Source organism: Sphingobium lactosutens DS20, assembly GCF_000445105.1.
Lineage (GTDB): Bacteria > Pseudomonadota > Alphaproteobacteria > Sphingomonadales > Sphingomonadaceae > Sphingobium > Sphingobium lactosutens.
Window position 1 is genome coordinate 1 of record NZ_ATDP01000068.1, and the last position, 18735, is coordinate 18735.

The window sequence follows — 18735 nt, forward strand, 5'->3', positions numbered from 1 at the left end:
CCTTCAGCGGCGAGATGATGAGACCGTTTTCGTCAAGCTTAACCTGGGGCAGCTCCCCTTGCCGTGCAAGGACCGTTACCTGCTCGATCGCCGTGTCGAGCCTGGTGCGCCGTTCCTCGATATGGCGCTCGAAATCCGTTTCGATGGCGAGCGGCAACGGCCCCTTCTCGCGCAGCGCCGCAAAGGTCGCCGGCGGTATGAGATAGCTGTCGAAATCGCGAAACTGCCGGCTTCCCGCGACCCATATATCCCCGGCTCGCAACCGCTCGCGTAGTTGCGACAAGGCGCATAGTTCATAAGCGGCACGATCAACGATGCCATCCCGCAGGACGAACGGGCGCCATGCGGGCGGCACAAAGCGTAGCGGCACGCGATCAGGCAAGCGCCGTTTGCCGGTCCGATATAGCTCCGCGATGATGGCCAGCGCTGACAGGAGCCCCTGAACCGCGCCGGCGCCGCGAAACTCGAAGGCGTTGAGAAAAGCGCCGACAAAGAGCTTCACCGTCCGATGCCGCTCGATCAATTCGGCGGTGCGATCGACGGTTTCCGGTCGCCCGAGCACTTCGGCCTGCTCGACGGCCACGGCGAAGTGCTGCCAGTCCAGCGCCTCGATCTGCGCCAGAGAATCCACGCCCTTGCTGCGCGCGTCGATGAGGAGGCGGCAAGACCCCGTGAGCGTCCGGAGGTGGCCTTGCAACTCGCGCACCGTCTTGAGGGCTTTGTCGCGGGTCCGGTTCTCGGCGCGGCGCGCCATGCTGCCCAACAGCTTGTCGAACATCGTCAGGGTGGCGTCGGTCAGGCTTTCCTCAAGCCGGATGCCGGTTGCCGCCAGCGTCGCATGGCGGCGCAGGGCATTGAGTTCGCCAAGGTGCTGGGGTGTGATGCGGCTGCCTTCGTCCGCCAGCCTGTCAAAAGTCAAAGCCGGGATCATGTCGGCACGGGCGCGATCGAGGCCCAGCGCGCGGATATAGGCGAGCCGTTCGATCAGGCGCAGGATGTTGCGCGCTGCCGGCGATTGTGGCGCATTGCGCATCCAGGATAGCCATGTCGCGACCTGCCCCGGTCGTCGGGCCAGCAAATCGTCCAGGCCCTGAAGGGTGTCAGGCAGCAGGCCATTCGTGAGCACTTCATAGGTAAGCTGTTCGGCTTGCTGGCGCGCCCGCCGCAGCACCGCTTCGAGAATCGACGGAGAAGGCAGGAGGATCTGCAGGCGCCGGAGTTCATCGACGATGACGTCTGCCATCTGGCCGGGGTGTATGATGGTCTGCGCGATTGGGACCGAGAAGGCGACAACTTCACGGAAAGCGTTGCGGTCAAAAATCCTGAACCCGTGCGATCGTCGGATTTCGACGAGATGCTCGCGACGGGTCTGGTCCCGATGGGCATAATCCGCGAAGGCTGCCGGCGCGACGCCGAGTTGCTGCGCCACATAGGCGAGCACAGGAGCGGGCGGGACTTCGCCCGCTTCCAGCGCACGGCCAGGCCATCTCATATATAGCATGAGCATCGCATAGCCGAGCCGGGTGGCATCGCCGCGACGGCGGCCGACAATTTCCAGGTCGTCGCTGGTCAGCGTATAATGACGCGCGATCTCGCGCTCATCGAGCGGCGCGCCATAATGCCTCGCCCAGATTTCCAGGCTCACCAGTCGCCGTCTCGCCAAGCATCATCTCCTTCGCTTTGCGTGTCCGTCAGACGGTCCTCTGGCGGCCAACAGGAATATGTCCGTTAACTCTGGACCTGTAACGGCGATTCGGACAAGATCGCATAATGACGGGAAAACGGACAGGATCGGGCATCATGTGGCGCTGATCGGCTATGCGCGCGTCTCGACCGCAGACCAGAAGCTGTCGCTCCAGCTTGACGCGCTGAACACTGCCGGGTGCGACCGTATATTCGACGATCACGCATCCGGGGCAAAAGCCGATCGGCCTGGCCTAACCGAAGCGCTCGCCTATTTGCGCCCCGGCGACACGCTGGTGGTCTGGAAACTCGACCGCCTCGGCCGCTCGATGAGCCACCTGATCGAGAAGGTCGGCGAGCTTGCGGCGCGCGGCATCGGGTTCCGCTCACTCACCGAGAATATCGACACCACCACTTCGGGCGGCATGCTGGTGTTCAACATCTTCGGCTCGCTGGCCCAATTCGAGCGTGACCTGATCCGTGAACGCACTCATGCCGGCCTCAAGGCCGCACGCGAGCGGGGCAACAAGGGTGGTCGCCGGCCTGTCGTTACCCCCGACAAACTACGTAAAGCGCGGGCGCATATCGCAGCGGGCCTCACTGTTCGTGAGGCGGCGGCCCGGCTCAAGATCGGCAAAACCGCCCTATACAAGGCTCTGGAAAACGCGTGAAACCGCTGGCGATCAAGAACTCGTGGGTGCTGGTCACAGGGGCTTCGACCGGTTTGGGCAGAGCGTCCGCCCTCCGCTTGGCGGCATCGTACCAGGCCAAGCCCCTGATTGTTGGACGAAGGCTCGACAACTTGCGGGAGCTACAGACCGAAATTGACGAGCGGTTCAATGTGCCGTGCGAGATTATAGTGGCTGATCAACGTGAAATCGAGGGCAGGGAGAAAATCGCGGCTAAGGTTGCAGAATTGCAAGTAACAGCCGCTTTGTTGGTTGCCGGAATGACGAGCGTTGGTTCATTTGATGCAGGCCGTGCCGACACTTATGCCGAGGTAATTGAAACAAACATACTCGGTTTCACGGATTTGCTGGCTCGCCTGATTGCGATTTTCAGGGAGCAGCCGTTTGAATCCTCAGTAATCGCCGTGTCGAGCCTGGCGGGCGAAACATCCGTGCCCTTCCAAGCGGTCTACGGCGCGTCGAAAGCCTATGTGAGCACCCTCATGCGAGCGCTTTCCGTGGAGCTTGCCGGGACGGGAGTGAGTGTTGGGTCTTTTGCACCCGGTGGAATCGACACAGACATGGCTGCCCTCAGCGATTTGAAGTGGGGGAGGTTGGGTTTGATGGACGTTGACCGGTGCGCGGCCCATGCAGTCCACGCTCTGGTTTATCGGCAATCCTTCGCCATACCGGGGATGGGCAACCAGCTCACATATTTGGCGAGCAGGGTTCTACCTCGATCGTTGGTCAATCGGATTGCCGCCCTCCCATATCGGCGCCCGTAGGGCGGCACCACATAAAAGGGGCAGGAAAGCCTGCGAATAGCATCTGCTGGCATCGTACCGGATTTGTTCGCCCTTAGCGTGCAGATACGTCACTTTCGTGTAGTCACCCCTCCACTGTCGCAATTGGCTTTCCAGAAAAGCCAGGCGGATAGGGCAGCGATCTATTCGAGAGGGCAGGGCAGGCGGAAACGTCGCTACTGGTGCGATTTCCGGGCCGCTGGACGGCATTTCGGGCGTTCGATAGGTCGGGGAGAGTCGAACGTGCTAAGCCGCTCTATGGGCGTCCCAGGGCAGGATTTTTCTGAAAGTAGATCCTTGTCGCCTCGCCGCGCCGACCCGCGAAAAGTGAGCCGATACCCCAAAACTCACCTTTCGCGCGGCAGCGGTAGATTTTCAACGCTTTCGGACGATTTCACGGATGCCGATATATGGCGGAACGCCATCGGTTAGATATACAAATGATATTATGATGCTTGCGCTTGAAGCCGTTTAAACGGGCTGCACCGGATCGAACCGTCCCGCGAACTCGCGATCGACATAATAGGCGAGCTTGGTGGCGACGATCGGGCGCTGGCCGGCGAGGAACAGGAGCTGCAAATCGGGCCGCAGGGTGCGGACTTCATCGGGGGTCAGCAGCGGGCGGCCGACATGTTGCACGCCGAACGAGATTCCGGTTTCGTCGGCATCGAGAGCGCGGCTCATCGTCTCGAACATCACCGTTTCCTGGCCGAGCAGATCGGAGACGAGCTTGGCGCTGTCATGGTCGTTGACGCCGAATATCTGTAACGCCCCGGCATTGGAGAAGAAGGTGCCGGCGCGCTCGCGGTAGAGCGTGCGGAGCTGGTGAATATCTTGGCAAATCGGCCAGAGCTGGACGCCGTAGCCGGCCATCAGGCCCATAGCGCGTTCGACCGGATCGAGGCGGCCGAGCGCGGCAAATTCATCGAGCAGGAACAGGACGGGGCGGGCAGGGACCGCGCCGCGCGACAGATCGGTGAGGGCTTGCGCGATCATCAGGCGCAGCCAGCGGGCATAGGCGGCGATGCGATCGGGCGGCAGGACGAGGAAGATTGTCGCCGGCGACGCCTTCATGTCGGCGAACGCGAAATCCGAGCGGCCGAGAACCCGGCCCATGCGTGGGGAATCGAGGAAATGGGTATGGCGCTGCGCGGCCGACAGCACGCCGGAGGCTTCCTTGTCGGACTTGCCGAGATGGCGATTGGCGGCGCGCGCGACCAGGCCGCCGCAGCCTTGCATGTCGGAGAGCAGGGCGGCGAAGGCTTGCGGGGCGAGCGTCAGATGATCGCGCAGCGTGGCGAGGGTGCGGGTCGCGGGCGGCTCGCTGGCGACGATATGGAGGATCAGGCCGGCGATCAGCGCCTTGGCTTCGTCGTTCCAATGCGCCTCGCCCGCTTCGCCGGGAGCGTCATAGACCAGCGCGTCGGCGAGCGTCATGGCGTCGTCGGCGAGATCGAGACCGGCGGGGTCGATCCGATCCAGCGGATTGAAGGCGGCCGAGGGCAGGCCGGTGATGCCGAACGGATCGAGGATATGGACCGGACCGAACCTGGCGCGCTCGCGCGCGGTGACGATGGCGTTCTCGCCCTTGGGGTCGATGCACACGACCGGGCCGGGATAGTCGATCAGGTTGGGAATGATCGTGCCCACCCCCTTGCCGGTGCGCGTCGGCGCGATCGTCAGCAGATGGGCGGGGCCGGGATAGCGCAGCAGCTTGCGGGTTTTCATGTCGCGGCCGATCAGCAGGCCGGTATCGGCGCGGGCGAGGGCGCGCGTCTCGTTCGCCGTGGCGAAGCGGGCCGAGCCGTGCGTGTCGTCGCCGTCAAGGCCACCATAGCGCAGGATTAGCGGTTGAAAGAGGGCGCGCAGGACGATGAGGATGACGACTAGGCCCGTCAGCATCATCAATGCCTGGTAGATCAGGGAATCGCGGGGCAGGCCGAGCAGCTTTTCCGCGATGAGCGGCATCCCCAGCCCCAGCACCAGGGCGACGATCAGGAACAGGGCCGCGACGCGCAGCAGATGGCGAATGAGGGCGATCGGGCTAAGGGTCAGCGCCGTGATCGCCCATATTGGATTGCGGCGCGACAGGCGGGCGACGTTGCGGAGCGCGCGGCCGAGCTGGCGGAACCATTCCATGTCAGGCCGTTCCTTTTCCGTTGCCGGCGAGGTGTTCCGCGCAGATCGCGGCTGCGATCGCGTGGAGATGCTTCACGCGGTAGATGATCCACGCCAGTTCGTCGGGGGTGATTTCATAGGCCGGGGAATAGCGTGCCTCGACATAGGCGCGCTGGAGCTGCGCGAAGGCGCGGCGAGCGGCGCGGGTGTCGCGCGGCCAGGCTTCGATCAGCCGGGGGTCTAGGTTTTCGGCGAGCGAGCGCAGGACGGTCAGGCGGTGCGACTTGGGGCTGTAGAGCGTCAGGACGAGCAGGAGGCCATGATAGGCGCGCTCGACGGCCTGGTGGAGCATGAAGGCGGCATGGTTGGTCTTGCCGTCGCGGATCGCATATTCGGCGAGCGTCAGGCAGTAAGCGGCATCGGGGAGCCACTTGTCATAGTGCGCCATGGCTTCGGCGTGGCGTTCCTCCGCGTAGAGCTGGCGGGGCGCAGCGAGGCGCTGTCCCGGCGCTTCGTAGAGGGCGATGCCGTCGCGGGCTATGTCGGCGAAGAAGGGACGGCCGCGCGCGAGCTGGTCGTTCACGTCCATCAGCGAATGAACGATGAAATTGACGGGGGTGGCGAGGTGCCTGGTGACGGTCAGCTCGCGCACCAGATGATCGTCAGCGGCCGCCCACCATGTTTGCAGATCGGTGAAGGTGTCGGAGTTGACGACGATGAGCAGGTCATAGTCGGAAATATAGCCGCTGGCGCGATCCTCGACCCAATCGCCGCGCGCATAGGAGCCGAACAGGATCAGCTTGAGGATGCGGCCGCCCTTGCGCTTGTCGGAGAGCTTGGTTTTGACAGCATCCTCAAATTCATCGAACAGGACGCGGGCGACCCGTTCCAGCTCGCGGCGCTTGACGGCGGGAAGATGATCGAGGCCGTCGCGCATCATGTCGGACCCGCCCCGGCGTTCGCCTCCGCGTCAAACGCTCGCTTGCCGCGCCGCTTCCAGAGCGCCAGCATATTGCTGGCGTCGTCACCCTGGACACGCGCGGCGAGGTCGAGCATCGCACCGTAAAGGGTGGCGCGGTCGTCGTCGGTCAGATCGACAAGGCCGGCTTTCTGGACGAGGCCGCCCAGCTCTATGAGATGGCGGGTGCGTTCGCGGCGGGCCACGACCCATCCCCTCGTATCAGTGCGGCGCTGCGCGGCTTCAACGCGGCGTCTCGCCTGCGCCAGTCTCGTGTCCGCCTTGAGTGTTGCCGCCAGCGCGTCGGGAAGCCTTGCGCCCGCGTCCCTGAAAGAAGGCCGCGCCCTTCACGCGCCACGCCTCCCTTTCGTCCGCGTTGGCGCTTTCGGTAGCAGCGAGTAGCGCGCCCGCCAGCGTGTCGGGGTCGAGTGCGTCGGCCCCGGTGGACGTGACTAGCTCGCCGAGCTGCTGAACCTTCTTCGCCTTGAGCGCGCGCGCCTTGTCGTTCAGCGCCCGCAGCTCCGCGTCATAGTCGCGCACCTTCCGCATATCCTCTCCCTCGCGCCCAGGATCAGGGACGCAGCGTAGCACGATCGCGCGCGCGAGGAACGCCCCCGGCAGAAAAAATGCGGCGAAGTCAATCACGCGAACGTCAGAGAGTGTGAGTGCGCGCTTATACGTCGTTGCCGACGTGCGCTAAGAAAGGCAATATAGCGGCCGTCATGGCGATCTACCATTTCTCGGCCAAGGTCATCAGTCGCGCCAACGGATCGAGCGCCGTTGCCAGCGCGGCCTATCGCGCGGCGGAACGGCTGCACGATGACCGACTCGGGCGCGACCATGATTTCTCGAACAAGGCCGGAGTCGTCCATTCGGAAATCATGCTGCCCGAAGGTGCGCCGGAGCGTTTAAACGATCGCGCGACCTTGTGGAACGAGGTCGAGGCGGGAGAGAAACGCAAGGACGCCCAGCTTGCCCGCGAGATCGAGTTTTCGATTCCGCGCGAGTTGAACCAGGCGCAGGGTGTCGCGCTCGCCTGCGAGTTTGTCGAAAAGCAGTTCGTCGAACGCGGCATGGTCGCAGACATGAACGTGCATTGGGACAGGGGGAAGGACGGCCAGCCCAAACCGCACGCGCATGTCATGTTGTCGATGCGCGAGGTTGGCCCCGAGGGCTTCGGCCAGAAGGTGCGCGAGTGGAACTCGACGCAGCTTTTGCAGGAGTGGCGCGAGGCGTGGGCGGACCATGTGAACGAGCGCCTAGCCGAGCTGGATATTGATGCTCGCATAGATCACCGGACCCTGGCGGCGCAGGGCATCGACCTTGAGCCGCAGCACAAGATCGGGCCGGCGGCGTCGCGTATGCCCGAACAGGGGCTTGAGGCCGAACGGGTCGAGGACCATGCCCGGATCGCGCGCGAGAATGGCGAGAAGATCATCGCCAGTCCCGAAATCGCGCTCGACGCCATCACCCGGCAGCAGGCGACGTTCACGCGCCGCGACCTGGCGCAGTTCGCGTTCCGGCACAGCGACGGCAAGGATCAGTTCGACCAGGTGATGAGCGCGGTGCGATCCTCGCCCGAGCTGGTGGCGCTGGGGCGGGACGGGAAGGGCGAGGATCGGTTCACGTCGCGCGACATGATCGCGGCCGAGCAGCGGTTGGAACGCGCCGCCGAAGGGCTGGCGATCGACCGGGGGCATGGCGTCGCCGATGCCCATGTGACCCGCGCGCTGGCGTCGGCCGAGGGCAGGGGGCTGGACCTGTCGGCCGAGCAGCGCGGGGCGTTGGCGCATATCACCGGCGACAAGGGCCTGGCGTCGGTCGTCGGCTATGCCGGCAGCGGCAAGTCGGCGATGCTGGGGGTGGCGCGCGAGGCGTGGGAGGCACAGGGCTACACGGTGCGGGGCGCGGCGCTGTCGGGCATCGCGGCCGAGAATCTGGAAGGCGGGTCCGCCATCGCGTCGCGGACGATCGCCAGCCTTGAATATCAATGGGAGCAGGGCCGCGAGCTGCTAGGCCCCCGCGACGTGCTGGTGATCGACGAGGCCGGCATGATCGGCACGCGCCAGATGGAGCGCGTGCTGTCCCATGCCGAGCAGGCCGGGGCGAAGGTCGTTCTTGTCGGCGACCCCGAGCAGTTGCAGGCGATCGAGGCCGGCGCGGCGTTCCGGGCCGTGACCGAGCGCCACGGTTGGGCCGAGATCACCGAGATACGCCGGCAGCGCGAGGACTGGCAGCGCGACGCGACCAGGGCGCTGGCGACGGGCAGGGCGGGCGAGGCGATCCATGCCTATGAGGCGCATGGAATGGTGCAGGCGGCCGAGACGCGCAGCCAAGCCCGCGCCGACCTTGTGGACCGCTGGGATGCCGAGCGCATCGCCGCGCCGGATCAGTCGCGGATCATCCTCACCCATACCAATGCCGAGGTGCGCGATTTGAACCTAGCCGCGCGCGATCGGCTGCGCGACGGTGGCGAGCTGGGGCCGGACGTGCGCGTGTCGGCCGAGCGGGGCGCGCGGGCGTTCGCGAACGGCGACCGCATCATGTTCCTGAAAAACGAGCGCGGGCTAGGGGTGAAGAACGGCACGCTGGGGAAGGTCGAGCAGGTCAGCCCCGAGCGCATGGCCGTTCGCCTTGATGACGGCCGCAGCGTCGCGTTCGACCTGAAAGATTATGCCCATGTCGATCACGGCTATGCCGCCACCATCCATAAATCGCAGGGCGTGACGGTCGATCGGGCGCATGTGCTGGCGACCCCCGGCATGGACCGTCATTCCGCCTATGTGGCGCTGTCGCGGCACCGCGACGGGGTGCAGCTCCATTATGGCCGCGACGACTTCGCCGATTATCGCCGGCTTGTCCGCACGCTGTCGCGCGAGCGGGCGAAGGATATGGCGTCGGATTATGGCCGTGCCCCTGATAGTCGTGATCGCGACGCCGAAGCGCGGGCCTTCGCCGATCGGCGGGGCCTCTCGGGCGAGATCCGCTTGCCGGATGCGCCCCGCGAGGCAGGGCGAGATCCGCGCGCGGAGATCTCGCCAACAGAGCGAGGATCTTCCGCAGCGCCCGAACGGGGCATGTTCGCGGGTTTCACGCCGCGCCCGATCGAGCGCACGCCCGCGGCCGAACAGACGCCGCGGCGCGGCATGTTCGACGGCTTGAAGCTGTCGGCCGAGCCGGCGAAGCCTGCCCCGGCGCGTGCCGATCGCGGCGAGGACCGCGCTTTCACGCGCGCGGTCGAGCGCGCCTCGCGTTCGGCCGAGGCGGTGTTGCAGGCGCGCGCATCAGGCGGGCCGGTGCTGGAACATCAGAAAGTCGCGCTCGAACGCGCGACGGAGGCGCTGGACCAGATCAGGCCCGGAGCCTCGCGCGATATGGCGTCGGCGTTCCAGCGCGACCCCGCCTTGCTGCGCGAGGCGGCGGCGGGGCGCAGCGGCCCGATGGTCGAGGCGATGCGGCATGAGGCCCGCGTGCGCGCCGATCCTGCCCTGCGCGCCGATCGCTTCGTGGAACGCTGGCAGGCGCTTCGCCAGGACCGCGACCGGCTTTATCGCGCCGGCGACATGACGGGGCGCGAGAAGGCGGGCAAGGAAATGGCGGGCATGGCGAAAAGCCTTGAGCGCGATCCCCAGGTGGAATCGATCCTGCGCGGCCGTGTCCGCGAGCTGGGGCTTGAGATCGGCATGAACCGCAGCCGCGACATGGGGCGGGGCGATTTGGGCCGCCAGTTGACGCAGGATTTGGGGATAGGCCGTGATCGTGGATTGAGCCGGTAAGGAGAAAAGAACGATGGATGAGGATAGCCAGGAGCGCGACGACCCGGCGCTGGCGTTCGAGCGGTTGCGCGGCGAGGTGTCGTTGTTGCGCCATGCGGTCGAGGCGCTGACCACGGCGCGCGAGTCCATCGACATTCCCGATTACGAGCCGACGCTAGAGCGCACCGAAAAGGTGCTGGGTATCCTGGTGCAGCAGATCGACGGCGTGCGGAAAAGCCCCGCCATGACGCTCACCCCGGAGAATATGGGGGGCCGTTTAAACGCTTCCGTTGCCGAGGCGACCCGCGAATTGCAGCATCAGGTCCAATCCACGAAATCGGCCTTGTCGTCCGCGACCTTCGACTTGCAAAAAATGGTCGCGTCTGCGCGGCGCGGCGATGTGCAAAATCGCTGGCTCGCTATCGCCGGGGGCGGTGGCCTGGTGCTGGGGCTGTTGCTCTATGCGCTGCTCGCCGGCCCGATCGCCCGGATGATGCCGGCGAGCTGGCTTTGGCCCGAGAGCATGGCGACGCGGGCGCTTGGCGAAAAGTCGGCATGGGATGCGGGGCAACGGTTGATGCAGACGGCCGCGCCGGAGAGCTGGGGCTTGATCGTCGCGGCCGCCCCGCTCGCCGATGGCAACCGCGAAGCGGTGCAGGCGTGCCGCGAGCAGGCCGAGAAGGCGAAGAAGCCGGTGCGCTGCACGATCGAAGTGAGGCCCGCGACCGCGCAATAGGTGGAGTTTTCAAGCCTGTCGCCGCCGCACCTGCCCCCGTCATGCGGGATTCACGCCCCGTTCCGCAATGGCTCACCTTGCTCTCCGGGGGCGGGAGCCATAGCCATGCAAGAACATGTCCACGGCCTCGGCCGCTTCTCTGGCGATCGCGTCGGCCGAGCTGTCCAGTTCCAGCCCGCACACCCGCCGCACCAGCAACCGGCACATGCATATCTCCAGAAGCTGTTCCGCCGCCCGCAAACTGGACGGCGCGCGCGAGCGGGGCAAGAGTCGGCCTGCGCGGAGCTGTCCTTCCAGAAGCTCGGACAGCATCAGATGATGCGCCAGTAGCACCCGCCGATAATAAGCGCGGCCCAACTCTGGAAAGCGTTGGCCCTCCGCGACGATGAGGCGGAAAATCGTCTCGGCCACCGGCGTCAGCATGGCCGACATGAACGCCGTGCAATAGTCGATCAGCCGTTGCCGCGCGTCGCCCTGCGAAGGGGCGACGCTGCGCGGCTCGATTTCGTCCAGCCAGGCGGAGAGGGCGGCCGCGAACAAATCCTCCTTTGATTGGAAATAGGCCCAAAGCGTGGCTTTGGACCCGCCAATCTCGGCCGCGATGGCGGACATGGAAGCACCGCCGAACCCATGTTCAGCAAAGTGCCGCTGCGCGATCGTCACGATCGCGCAGCGGCGCTCTTCGCGTTTGATCCCGCGCCGGGGTGCCTCGCCATCAAGATTGCGCGGCACGGAACCGCCTCAATGGCTGACTTGTTGGAGCGGTCCTTTGGGTCGTTTCGCGAGCCAGATTACCCCTGCGAACACCAGAATAAGGATCGTCGCCATCGCATAGAAATCGTTGGTGGCGAGCATCACGGCCTGCATGTCCACCATTCGGGAGAAGGCGGCGAGGCCGGAACCGGGCTGCAATCCGGGCAGAGACGCAGGAGCCATTGTCGGGTCAATGATCGCGACCAGCTCGGCGCGATTTCCTTTCGTCGCATTCTCCCAATAGGTCGAAGTCAGCGACGCGCCCACCGCCATCGCCATGATGCGGATGAAGTTTTGCAACCCCGAACCGTTGGCGATCTTTTCGGGGGGAAGCTCCGACACGCCCAGCGACGTGAGCGTGACCAGACAGGCCGGCACACCAGCGCCAAGCACGAACATGGGGATCGCGACCGACATGAAATCAGCCTGCGCGTTCAGCAGCGCGCGCATGAAGAAGGAGATGGCGAGAACCACCATACCATAGGTGACGATCAGGCGCGGGTCGATCTTGCCCATGAGCCGCCCGACGATCGGGGCCGTCACGACCGCCAAAATCCCCATGGGCGCGGTCGCAAAGCCCGCCCAGGTCGCGGTGTAGCCCATCATCTGTTGCAGCCAGAGCGGGGTCAGCACGATATTTCCGAAGAACAGCCCGAACATTAGCCCCAGCGATAGCGTGGAGATGAGCCAGGTCCGGTTTTTGAACACCGAAAGGTCGATCACCGGATCATCGTCGGTCAGCTCCCACAGGATCAGCGCGCCGAGCGCGATCGCCGCGACGATCGCCATCCAGACGATGAAGGAGGATGAGAACCAGTCCAGTTCGCGCCCCTTGTCGATCATGGTCTGGAACGCGCTCACGAACACGACGAGGAGAAGGAGGCCCACTATGTCGATCCGGCTGCGCGAGATCGGCGTTTCGCGGTTGTGCAGCAGCCACCAGGCGACGCCGCTAACGGCAAGCCCGAAGAAGATGTTGATGTAGAAAATCCAGCCCCAATGATAATTGTCGGAGATGTAGCCTCCGAGGATAGGGCCGAAGATCGGGGCCACCACGGTCGTCATGCCCCATATCGCCAAAGCGATGTTGCTCTTGTCCTTGGGAAAGACCGAAATCAGCAGGGTGGCCGATAGCGGGATGATCGGGCCACCCGCGAAACCTTGCAGGATGCGGAACAGCACCAGGAAGCCGAGCGAGCCGGACAGCCCGCAAAGGATCGAGCAAATCACGAAGGCGATGACGCAGGCCGTGAACAGCCGCACTTCCCCGAACCGGCGCGAGAGCCAGCCCGTCAGGGGAACGGTGATGGCTTCGGCGACCGCATAGGCCGTGATGATCCACGTCCCCTCTGTCGTTGAGACACCAAGATCGCCCGAAATCGTCGGCATCGCCACATTGGCGATCGTCGTATCGAGCACCACCACGAAATTGCCGAACGCCAGCGCGGCCGCCGCCATGGCGAGTTTCGCGCCTGTCAGCGGCGGATAACCCTCAGCACTATGTGCGGACATTTCAGCGTGCCCCGGAAAGATCGACCGTTGCGTGCATCGACAAGCCGACGCGCAGCGGATGCTCTTTCAGTTCCTTCGGATCGAGCCGGATGCGAACGGGAAGGCGCTGGACGACCTTGATCCAGTTGCCGGTCGCGTTCTGCGCGGGGATCGCGGCAAAGGCCGAGCCGGAACCGCCTGCGAACCCTTCCACGCGGCCATGATACACCACGTCCGAGCCGTAGAGGTCCGAGGTGAGATGCACCGGCTGACCGGGCTTGACGCCGCGAAGCTGGCCTTCCTTGAAGTTGGCATCGACATACATATCCTGCACGGGAACAACGACCATCACCGGCACGCCTGGCTGCACCCGCTGGCCGACCGCGACATGGCGCTGATCCACGACGCCATCGACCGGCGCGCGGATGACGGCGCGTGAGAGGTCGACCTTTGCCTGATCCAGACGCGCCTTCGCGGCAAGAACTTCCGGGTTGGTTTCGACGGTCGTGTCCTCGACAAGCACCTGATTGGCGCGCCGCGCGCCAGCGGCGGCCGCGACACGCGCCTTGGCCTGGTTGACGGCGGCTTGCGCCACCCGAACCGCCGTTTGCGAGTCCGACAATTCCTGCTGCGAGATCGCGCCGGGCGCGGCGAGACGCTGGCGACGCCGCTCATCGAGCAACGCCTTGTCGAGATCGGCCTGCGCGCGAAGCAGATCGGCCGCGCCCACGCCCTCCTGGCCTGCGAGATTCACGTCATTTTCCTGAACCTGCCGGACCTGCCGACGCGCGCGGCCGAGCGCCGCTTCGGCCTGCGCGACCGCAAGGCGCAGATCGGTGTCGTCCAGCTCCACCAGCACGTCGCCGGCGCGCACCGCCTGGGTGTTGACGACAGCCACCCGCTTGACCGGGCCGCCGACAAGCGGCGTGACCTGCGACACCTCGACATTCGTGTAGGCGTTCTCGGTCGATTCCGTGTCGCCGGCGATGAAGGTCGCCCATATCCACCAGCACAGGGCGATCAGGACGATTGCGCCGCCGAAGATGAGGAACAGCCGCTTTCGCTTCCCGCTCTTGGACGGGGGCGGGGTGTCCTGCATATCGTGGTCTTGCTCAAGGGTGGCGTCGGTCATCGGTTATTCCCAGTCAAGAGTTGGTATCGCTGGCCGGGACAGCCGCCTTGAAGCCGCCGCCCAGGGCTTTCGCCAAGGCAATGTCGAGGATGAAGCCCCGCAGGCGCAGGGCGGCCGCTTGCTCGCGCGCGGCCAGAAGGGCGTCCTCGCTGATGAGGACCGATTGGTAGTCGGAGAGGCCCCCTTCATAGCGCATCTTGGCGAGGCCATAAGCCGCGTCCTGGCGCGCGACCGCCGCATCTGTCCGATCCACGCGCTCATGGAGCGCCCGCAGCGACGTTGCCGCGTCAGCGGCTTGATGGAGTGCCTGGAGTAGTGTTTCGTTGTAGGTCGCGACCGCCGCGTCATAGTCGCCCCGCGCACCGCGATAGCGTGCGCTTAATCGCCCGCCCTGGAAGATCGGCAGGCTGATCGCAGGCCCGAAGGAACCGATCACCGATTCCGACTTGAAAAGATTGTCGAGGCCGAACGAGGCAAGACCGATGAGGCCGCTGATATTGACGTTCGGATAGAAGCCGGCGCGGGCGACGCCTATGCGCTCGGCGGCGGATTCCACCCGCCATCTTGCGGAAACGACTTGCGGATTACGTCCGACGAGTTCGGCCGGAATGTTTGCCGGCAGGGCGTCGGGGCGTCGGGTGCGAAGTGTAGGGGCTTCGATCGACAGGCCGCGATCCGGCCCCGCGCCCACCAGCGCCGCGAGCGCATTGCGGCTAAGCCCGATCGCCTCGTTTATCGCCGCGAGTTGGGCTTCGGCGCTCTCGACGCCGCCTTGTGCCTGTTCCAGCGACGTGCGCGGCTCAAGGCCGGCATCGAAACGCCGTGACACCAGATCGAGCGTTGCCCGCCGTATCCGCACCGCATCGGTGGCGACGTCCTGACGGACCAGCAATTGCGCGAAATCGACATAGGTGGTGGACACGGCCGCCGCGAGGGCGAGGCGGGCCGTCGCGTCATCGGCTTCGGCCGCCTTTTTCTCCGAGACAGTGGCGCGCAGCGCCTTCCTGTTCTTGCCCCAAAGATCAAGGTCGTAGTTGAGGCTTCCGAGGCCCGCCACCAGCATGTGCCAGTCGCCATCGGTAGGCAGACCGATGCTTTGTGTAATGCGCGATTCGCGCCCGGTAACGGTAGCGCCGACGCTAGGCAGGAGGGCCGCCCGCGCCAGCTCGACCTGCGCGCCCGCCATACGGATTCGTGCGGCCGCTTGCTCGATGGTCGGTGAATCCCGCAGCGCCTCACTGACCAGCGCATCGAGTTGCGCGTCGTCGAAGGACCGCCACCAATCATCGTTCGGCCAATCCTGCGACGAACCCGCGAGCGAGCGCGTCGATGAGAATGAGCCGGGCAGGGCCGGGTCGGGGCGGGGACCAAGATTAGGGATGCTCGCACATCCGCTCAGTCCGGCCACCAGCATAAGTGTCGCTATTCGCCGCATCGTCCACCGTTGGTAATTCAGATTACCGCTTGATCGGTAAGGTAACGGACATTACCAGTCAATGAGGTAAGGCGAATGGAGTTGCAAATGGCCACAGCCACCCACGCGCGCCGTCCGTCGAAGAACGCCAGGCGGGCCGCCATCCTCGAAGCGGCAGCGCAGGTCTTTTTCGAGCAGGGCTATGCCGCCACCAGCATCGACGCGATCATCGAGCGTCTCGGCGGCTCGAAGCGAACGATCTACAACGAGTTTGGCAGCAAGGAGGGGCTGTTCACCGCCCTGGTTTCTGAAAACGCGGGCACGGCACTTTCCGCCCTTGCGGTTGATGGTCTGGAGGGCCGGAGTCTTAGCGAGGTTCTACTTGAATTTGGCCGGCGCTTACTCGCTATCTACATGTCTCCCGGTTTGATCGGCGTCTATCGTTCGATCATGCCCGAAGCTGGCCGCTTTCCAGAGCTGGCGCGCGAATTTTTCGAGAAGGGGCCGGGTCGCGCTTCCGATCGGCTCGCCGAGGTTCTGGAAGAAGCCCGCGATCGCGGCGAAATCGAACTCGAAGATTGTCGGGGTGCGGCAGACCACTTCGTCGGCATGTTTCGCGACAATCTCCATCTGCAAGTTGTTCTTGGCCTCCGACCGCCGCCATCGCCCCCCGAGGCCGAAGCAGCCGTGACCTCCGCCGTCGGGATTTTCCTCCACGGAATCTACGGCGTGGACCGGGAAGGGAGAGCGAAGGGGCAGATGAGCAATGGCTAATACGAAACAGCGACCGCTATCGCCGCACGCGACGATTTATCGACCACCGATCGCAATGATGACGTCGATCATGCATCGTTTATCCGCCATTGCGATATCGCTGGTCGGGATGCCCTTGCTGCTTTGGTGGTTGTGGTCGATTTCCGAAGGCGCCGACGCATATGAGCGCTTTACCGCCTTCGCGACGAGCTGGTTCGGCACATACATCCTGTTCGGGTTGTCCTGGTGCGTGTTCCAGCATCTAGCATCGGGCATCCGCCACTTCGTCATGGATATTGGAGCTGGGTATCGCCTCAAGACGGCGCGCTTGGGAGCGATCGGCACCTTTGTATTTTCATCGACCATGACCTTGGGATTCTGGACAATATTGGAAATGAAATAGCATCGGGACGTTATGTTATGAGTTCCCCTAAGAAGCATGAAATTCAAAGTCTCATAGAGATGCTATCCATTAGCAACAGCATGGGAGCGACTATACAGCTTGTCTTGGTAGTCGCAGCGCTTTGTGCGGTTTTCAGCACATTATTCTGGTGGATACGATGATCGCGATTGTCGCGTCACGTTGTCCCCTAAAGACCTGACGGGGCCTCGCGCGATGGTGGCCAACGACAACGAGCCGATACCGCACACGGAGTGCCGGGAAGGGCGCGTCGAGACGCATGAGGCGTCGCTGTCGGAAAGTCTGTCGCGTCTCGAATTGACTATCATCGCGCTTGCCGAGGCCGACAGTCCGGCGAGCCTTTTCGAGCCTTCCCGCCTGCACAGATGGTATCGCGTTCTTGTTGCCACGCGGTTGCCCAACCGGCTCGCGAATCCGCGACTTGAGGCGCTGCGGCGTTTCGCGATTCTGGCTCGCTACGGCCTCGCTGATGACCCTGGCGAACGTATGAGAATTGCAAGGGCGGGGTTCAACATGGAGCAGATCGAGCTGATCGCGGGCCGGGTCGCGGCCTTTCGCAACCGGCCACATGGCATCTTCTCGACCATAGCGGCTTGGCGTTTCCGCGTATTGGTGCGTCTGCTTTCTACGAAGCAGGCTCCCGACGAAGATGATGTGGCGTCTGCAAACCCGGATATGGGCAAGCCAGTAAATCCAGATGAACAATCGAACGGCGATGAAGGAGCGACAGCGCGCCTAGGTGCGGGTCCGAACACCGATTTCAGCGGTCGTTGGGTCGTTTCTCTTAGGAGCGGCGGCGATGACCATGATCTTCGCGCTATCCTCACCGAATTTGGCCAGCGGCTTCTCACGGCGATCACTTCGCCAACGCTTCTTCCGATCTACAAGGCAGCGGTTGGCGACCCCGGAATTTCGCCGGATTCTATCAAACAATTTTTCGATGATGGTCCCCGCGCCGTGACCGATGGCCTCGCCCATATGCTTCGGAGCGCCGCGACGAGGGAGGAAATCTTTGTCAATGACTGCGCGATCGCCGCGCAGCAGTTCGTGGGAATGGTGCGCGCCAATATCCAATTGGAGGTGGCTCTAGGACTCCGCCCCGCCCCGCCACCAGATGAAATACGGCATGTCGTCGACCAAGCCGTCGAGATTTTCCTTCGCGGTATCCAATGCAAATGCCCGCCGCCGCGCCCGCAGGCAGCAACGGTCCAGCGTGGGCGGCGATGACCGATCGGATGTGGCTGATTCCCCCCAATCCCCAAAACCAGAGAAAGGGAAACTTTGATGTCAAACCTTGTGGAAGTCATGATCGGGACGGAGCGCAGCTCGGCTACGGCGCTTGGTGATTATCATTTCACGAAGCATCCCGCGATCGGCGAGAGAGTGGACATTGATGCGAAATCCCTGATCGTGGTCGATGCTTGGCACCGGCCCAGCACAACATTCGCCGGCTCTAAATTTACCGTTGTGCTGAACGAACACGCCGAACCTGCAAACAGATAGGCGACCACCATCGACCCCCCCCGTCGATGCGATAGGTTGCCGCGCGGCTGCGTGTAAGCAGGCACGCAGCCGCGCTTCCGTCAAATTTTGGTGGCCCGATTCCCCTGCCAGTTTATGTATGATAATGTCCTTTATCATACATTCAAAAGGACCGGGATTGCATGACCGAGAAGGCCGCCACGACACCCCCGCAGCGCCGCCCGATCATCCGGGCCGTGAGCTTCGATGAAGTCGGCGAGGCGATCGGCCGCTTGCTCCCGATCGCCATGCCGCCCACGCGCGCGGCCGAGACGGGCGCATCGGCGAAGGTCGCCGATTTCTTGTTGGCCTGGTGGAACGGCGACGAGTGCGGGCATTTCCCGATCCTGCACCTTTGCAACGTCGATGCCGTCATTGCCGAGGATATGCTGACCATCATGGCCTATCTGGCGCAGGAGCCGACCACCTACGCCGACGCATGGGGCTATCGCGACGCGATGCACGACCTTTGGGTGCGGTATCGCGGCGATCCTACCGAGAGCGTTTAAACGTGCCGGAGATCCACGAC

Annotated in this window: 18 protein-coding genes; 9 read left to right on the forward strand and 9 right to left on the reverse strand. The window is 64.2% G+C overall.

What is annotated here, in order from left to right; translation table 11 throughout:
• Nucleotides 1-1663, reverse strand: a 1663-nt coding sequence (locus RLDS_RS32540; protein ID WP_040603558.1) for a DUF4158 domain-containing protein, incomplete at its 3' end; no start/stop codon positions are given.
• A gap of 139 nt (nt 1664-1802) precedes the next feature.
• On the opposite strand from RLDS_RS32540, the gene RLDS_RS32545 reads away from it, so the two are divergent.
• Both RLDS_RS32545 and RLDS_RS32550 read left to right on the forward strand, forming a co-directional pair.
• A complete protein-coding gene (locus tag RLDS_RS32545; RefSeq protein ID WP_004213210.1) occupies nt 1803-2354 on the forward strand; it encodes a recombinase family protein in 552 nt (183 codons plus the stop codon).
• On the forward strand, nt 2351-3136 hold the full coding sequence (locus tag RLDS_RS32550) for an SDR family NAD(P)-dependent oxidoreductase (RefSeq protein WP_004213209.1): 786 nt from the start codon (nt 2351-2353) through the stop codon (nt 3134-3136). The genes RLDS_RS32545 and RLDS_RS32550 overlap by 4 nt, the downstream gene beginning before the upstream one ends.
• A gap of 489 nt (nt 3137-3625) precedes the next feature.
• Here the strand turns inward: RLDS_RS32550 and RLDS_RS32555 are convergent, their stop codons facing one another.
• The 4 genes from RLDS_RS32555 to RLDS_RS0127685 are packed head-to-tail and all read right to left on the reverse strand — an operon-like array spanning nt 3626 to nt 6779.
• Entirely contained in the window at nt 3626-5293 is a 1668-nt protein-coding gene (locus tag RLDS_RS32555; protein ID WP_020817742.1) for a type IV secretory system conjugative DNA transfer family protein, read from the reverse strand.
• Nucleotide 5294: 1 nt separating this feature from the next.
• Nucleotides 5295-6209 (reverse strand): HEPN domain-containing protein, encoded by a 915-nt coding sequence (locus tag RLDS_RS32560; RefSeq protein ID WP_139139475.1) that lies wholly within the window; start codon nt 6207-6209, stop codon nt 5295-5297.
• On the reverse strand, nt 6209-6436 hold the full coding sequence (locus RLDS_RS32565) for a conjugal transfer protein TraD (RefSeq protein WP_020817744.1): 228 nt from the start codon (nt 6434-6436) through the stop codon (nt 6209-6211). The genes RLDS_RS32560 and RLDS_RS32565 overlap by 1 nt, the downstream gene beginning before the upstream one ends.
• A gap of 37 nt (nt 6437-6473) precedes the next feature.
• Nucleotides 6474-6779, reverse strand: coding sequence for a conjugal transfer protein TraD (locus RLDS_RS0127685; protein WP_020817745.1), 306 nt, complete (start codon nt 6777-6779; stop codon nt 6474-6476).
• A 173-nt stretch (nt 6780-6952) separates the two neighbouring features.
• Here RLDS_RS0127685 and traA point away from each other — a divergent pair, with 173 nt between their 5' ends.
• Nucleotides 6953-10006 (forward strand): Ti-type conjugative transfer relaxase TraA, encoded by a 3054-nt coding sequence (gene traA / locus RLDS_RS32570; protein WP_020817746.1) that lies wholly within the window; start codon nt 6953-6955, stop codon nt 10004-10006.
• 13 nt (nt 10007-10019) lie between these two features.
• Nucleotides 10020-10721, forward strand: coding sequence for a DUF6118 family protein (locus RLDS_RS32575; RefSeq protein WP_020817747.1), 702 nt, complete (start codon nt 10020-10022; stop codon nt 10719-10721).
• Between the two features lie 72 nt (nt 10722-10793).
• Here the strand turns inward: RLDS_RS32575 and RLDS_RS32580 are convergent, their stop codons facing one another.
• The 4 genes from RLDS_RS32580 to RLDS_RS32595 are packed head-to-tail and all read right to left on the reverse strand — an operon-like array spanning nt 10794 to nt 15511.
• Complete coding sequence (locus tag RLDS_RS32580) at nt 10794-11453, reverse strand: TetR/AcrR family transcriptional regulator (RefSeq protein WP_020817748.1); 660 nt, start codon at nt 11451-11453, stop codon at nt 10794-10796.
• Nucleotides 11454-11462: 9 nt separating this feature from the next.
• Nucleotides 11463-12986: a DHA2 family efflux MFS transporter permease subunit gene (locus tag RLDS_RS32585; protein WP_031297421.1), complete on the reverse strand. Its 1524-nt coding sequence runs from the start codon at nt 12984-12986 to the stop codon at nt 11463-11465.
• A 1-nt stretch (nt 12987) separates the two neighbouring features.
• Nucleotides 12988-14097, reverse strand: coding sequence for an HlyD family secretion protein (locus RLDS_RS32590; protein WP_021224645.1), 1110 nt, complete (start codon nt 14095-14097; stop codon nt 12988-12990).
• 13 nt (nt 14098-14110) lie between these two features.
• Nucleotides 14111-15511 carry an efflux transporter outer membrane subunit gene (locus RLDS_RS32595; RefSeq protein WP_020817751.1) on the reverse strand — a complete coding sequence of 467 codons (1401 nt, stop codon included), beginning with the start codon at nt 15509-15511 and terminating at the stop codon, nt 14111-14113.
• Between the two features lie 108 nt (nt 15512-15619).
• Between RLDS_RS32595 and RLDS_RS32600 the strand changes: the two genes are divergently transcribed.
• The 5 genes from RLDS_RS32600 to RLDS_RS32620 all read left to right on the forward strand — a co-directional run bounded on the left by RLDS_RS32600 (nt 15620) and on the right by RLDS_RS32620 (nt 18715).
• The gene (locus RLDS_RS32600; protein WP_020817752.1) at nt 15620-16285 is read left to right on the forward strand and encodes a TetR/AcrR family transcriptional regulator; all 666 of its coding nucleotides are present in this window, start codon (nt 15620-15622) and stop codon (nt 16283-16285) included.
• Nucleotides 16278-16667, forward strand: coding sequence for a succinate dehydrogenase, cytochrome b556 subunit (gene sdhC / locus RLDS_RS32605; RefSeq protein WP_021224646.1), 390 nt, complete (start codon nt 16278-16280; stop codon nt 16665-16667). Before RLDS_RS32600 ends, sdhC begins: the two co-directional genes overlap by 8 nt.
• 630 nt (nt 16668-17297) lie before the next feature.
• Entirely contained in the window at nt 17298-17912 is a 615-nt protein-coding gene (locus RLDS_RS56875; RefSeq protein ID WP_236616794.1) for a TetR/AcrR family transcriptional regulator C-terminal domain-containing protein, read from the forward strand.
• Nucleotides 17913-17969: 57 nt separating this feature from the next.
• On the forward strand, nt 17970-18188 hold the full coding sequence (locus tag RLDS_RS32615; protein WP_020817755.1) for a hypothetical protein: 219 nt from the start codon (nt 17970-17972) through the stop codon (nt 18186-18188).
• Between the two features lie 161 nt (nt 18189-18349).
• Nucleotides 18350-18715 (forward strand): DUF7673 family protein, encoded by a 366-nt coding sequence (locus tag RLDS_RS32620; RefSeq protein ID WP_015063471.1) that lies wholly within the window; start codon nt 18350-18352, stop codon nt 18713-18715.
• The last annotated feature ends 20 nt before the right edge of the window (nt 18716-18735 follow it).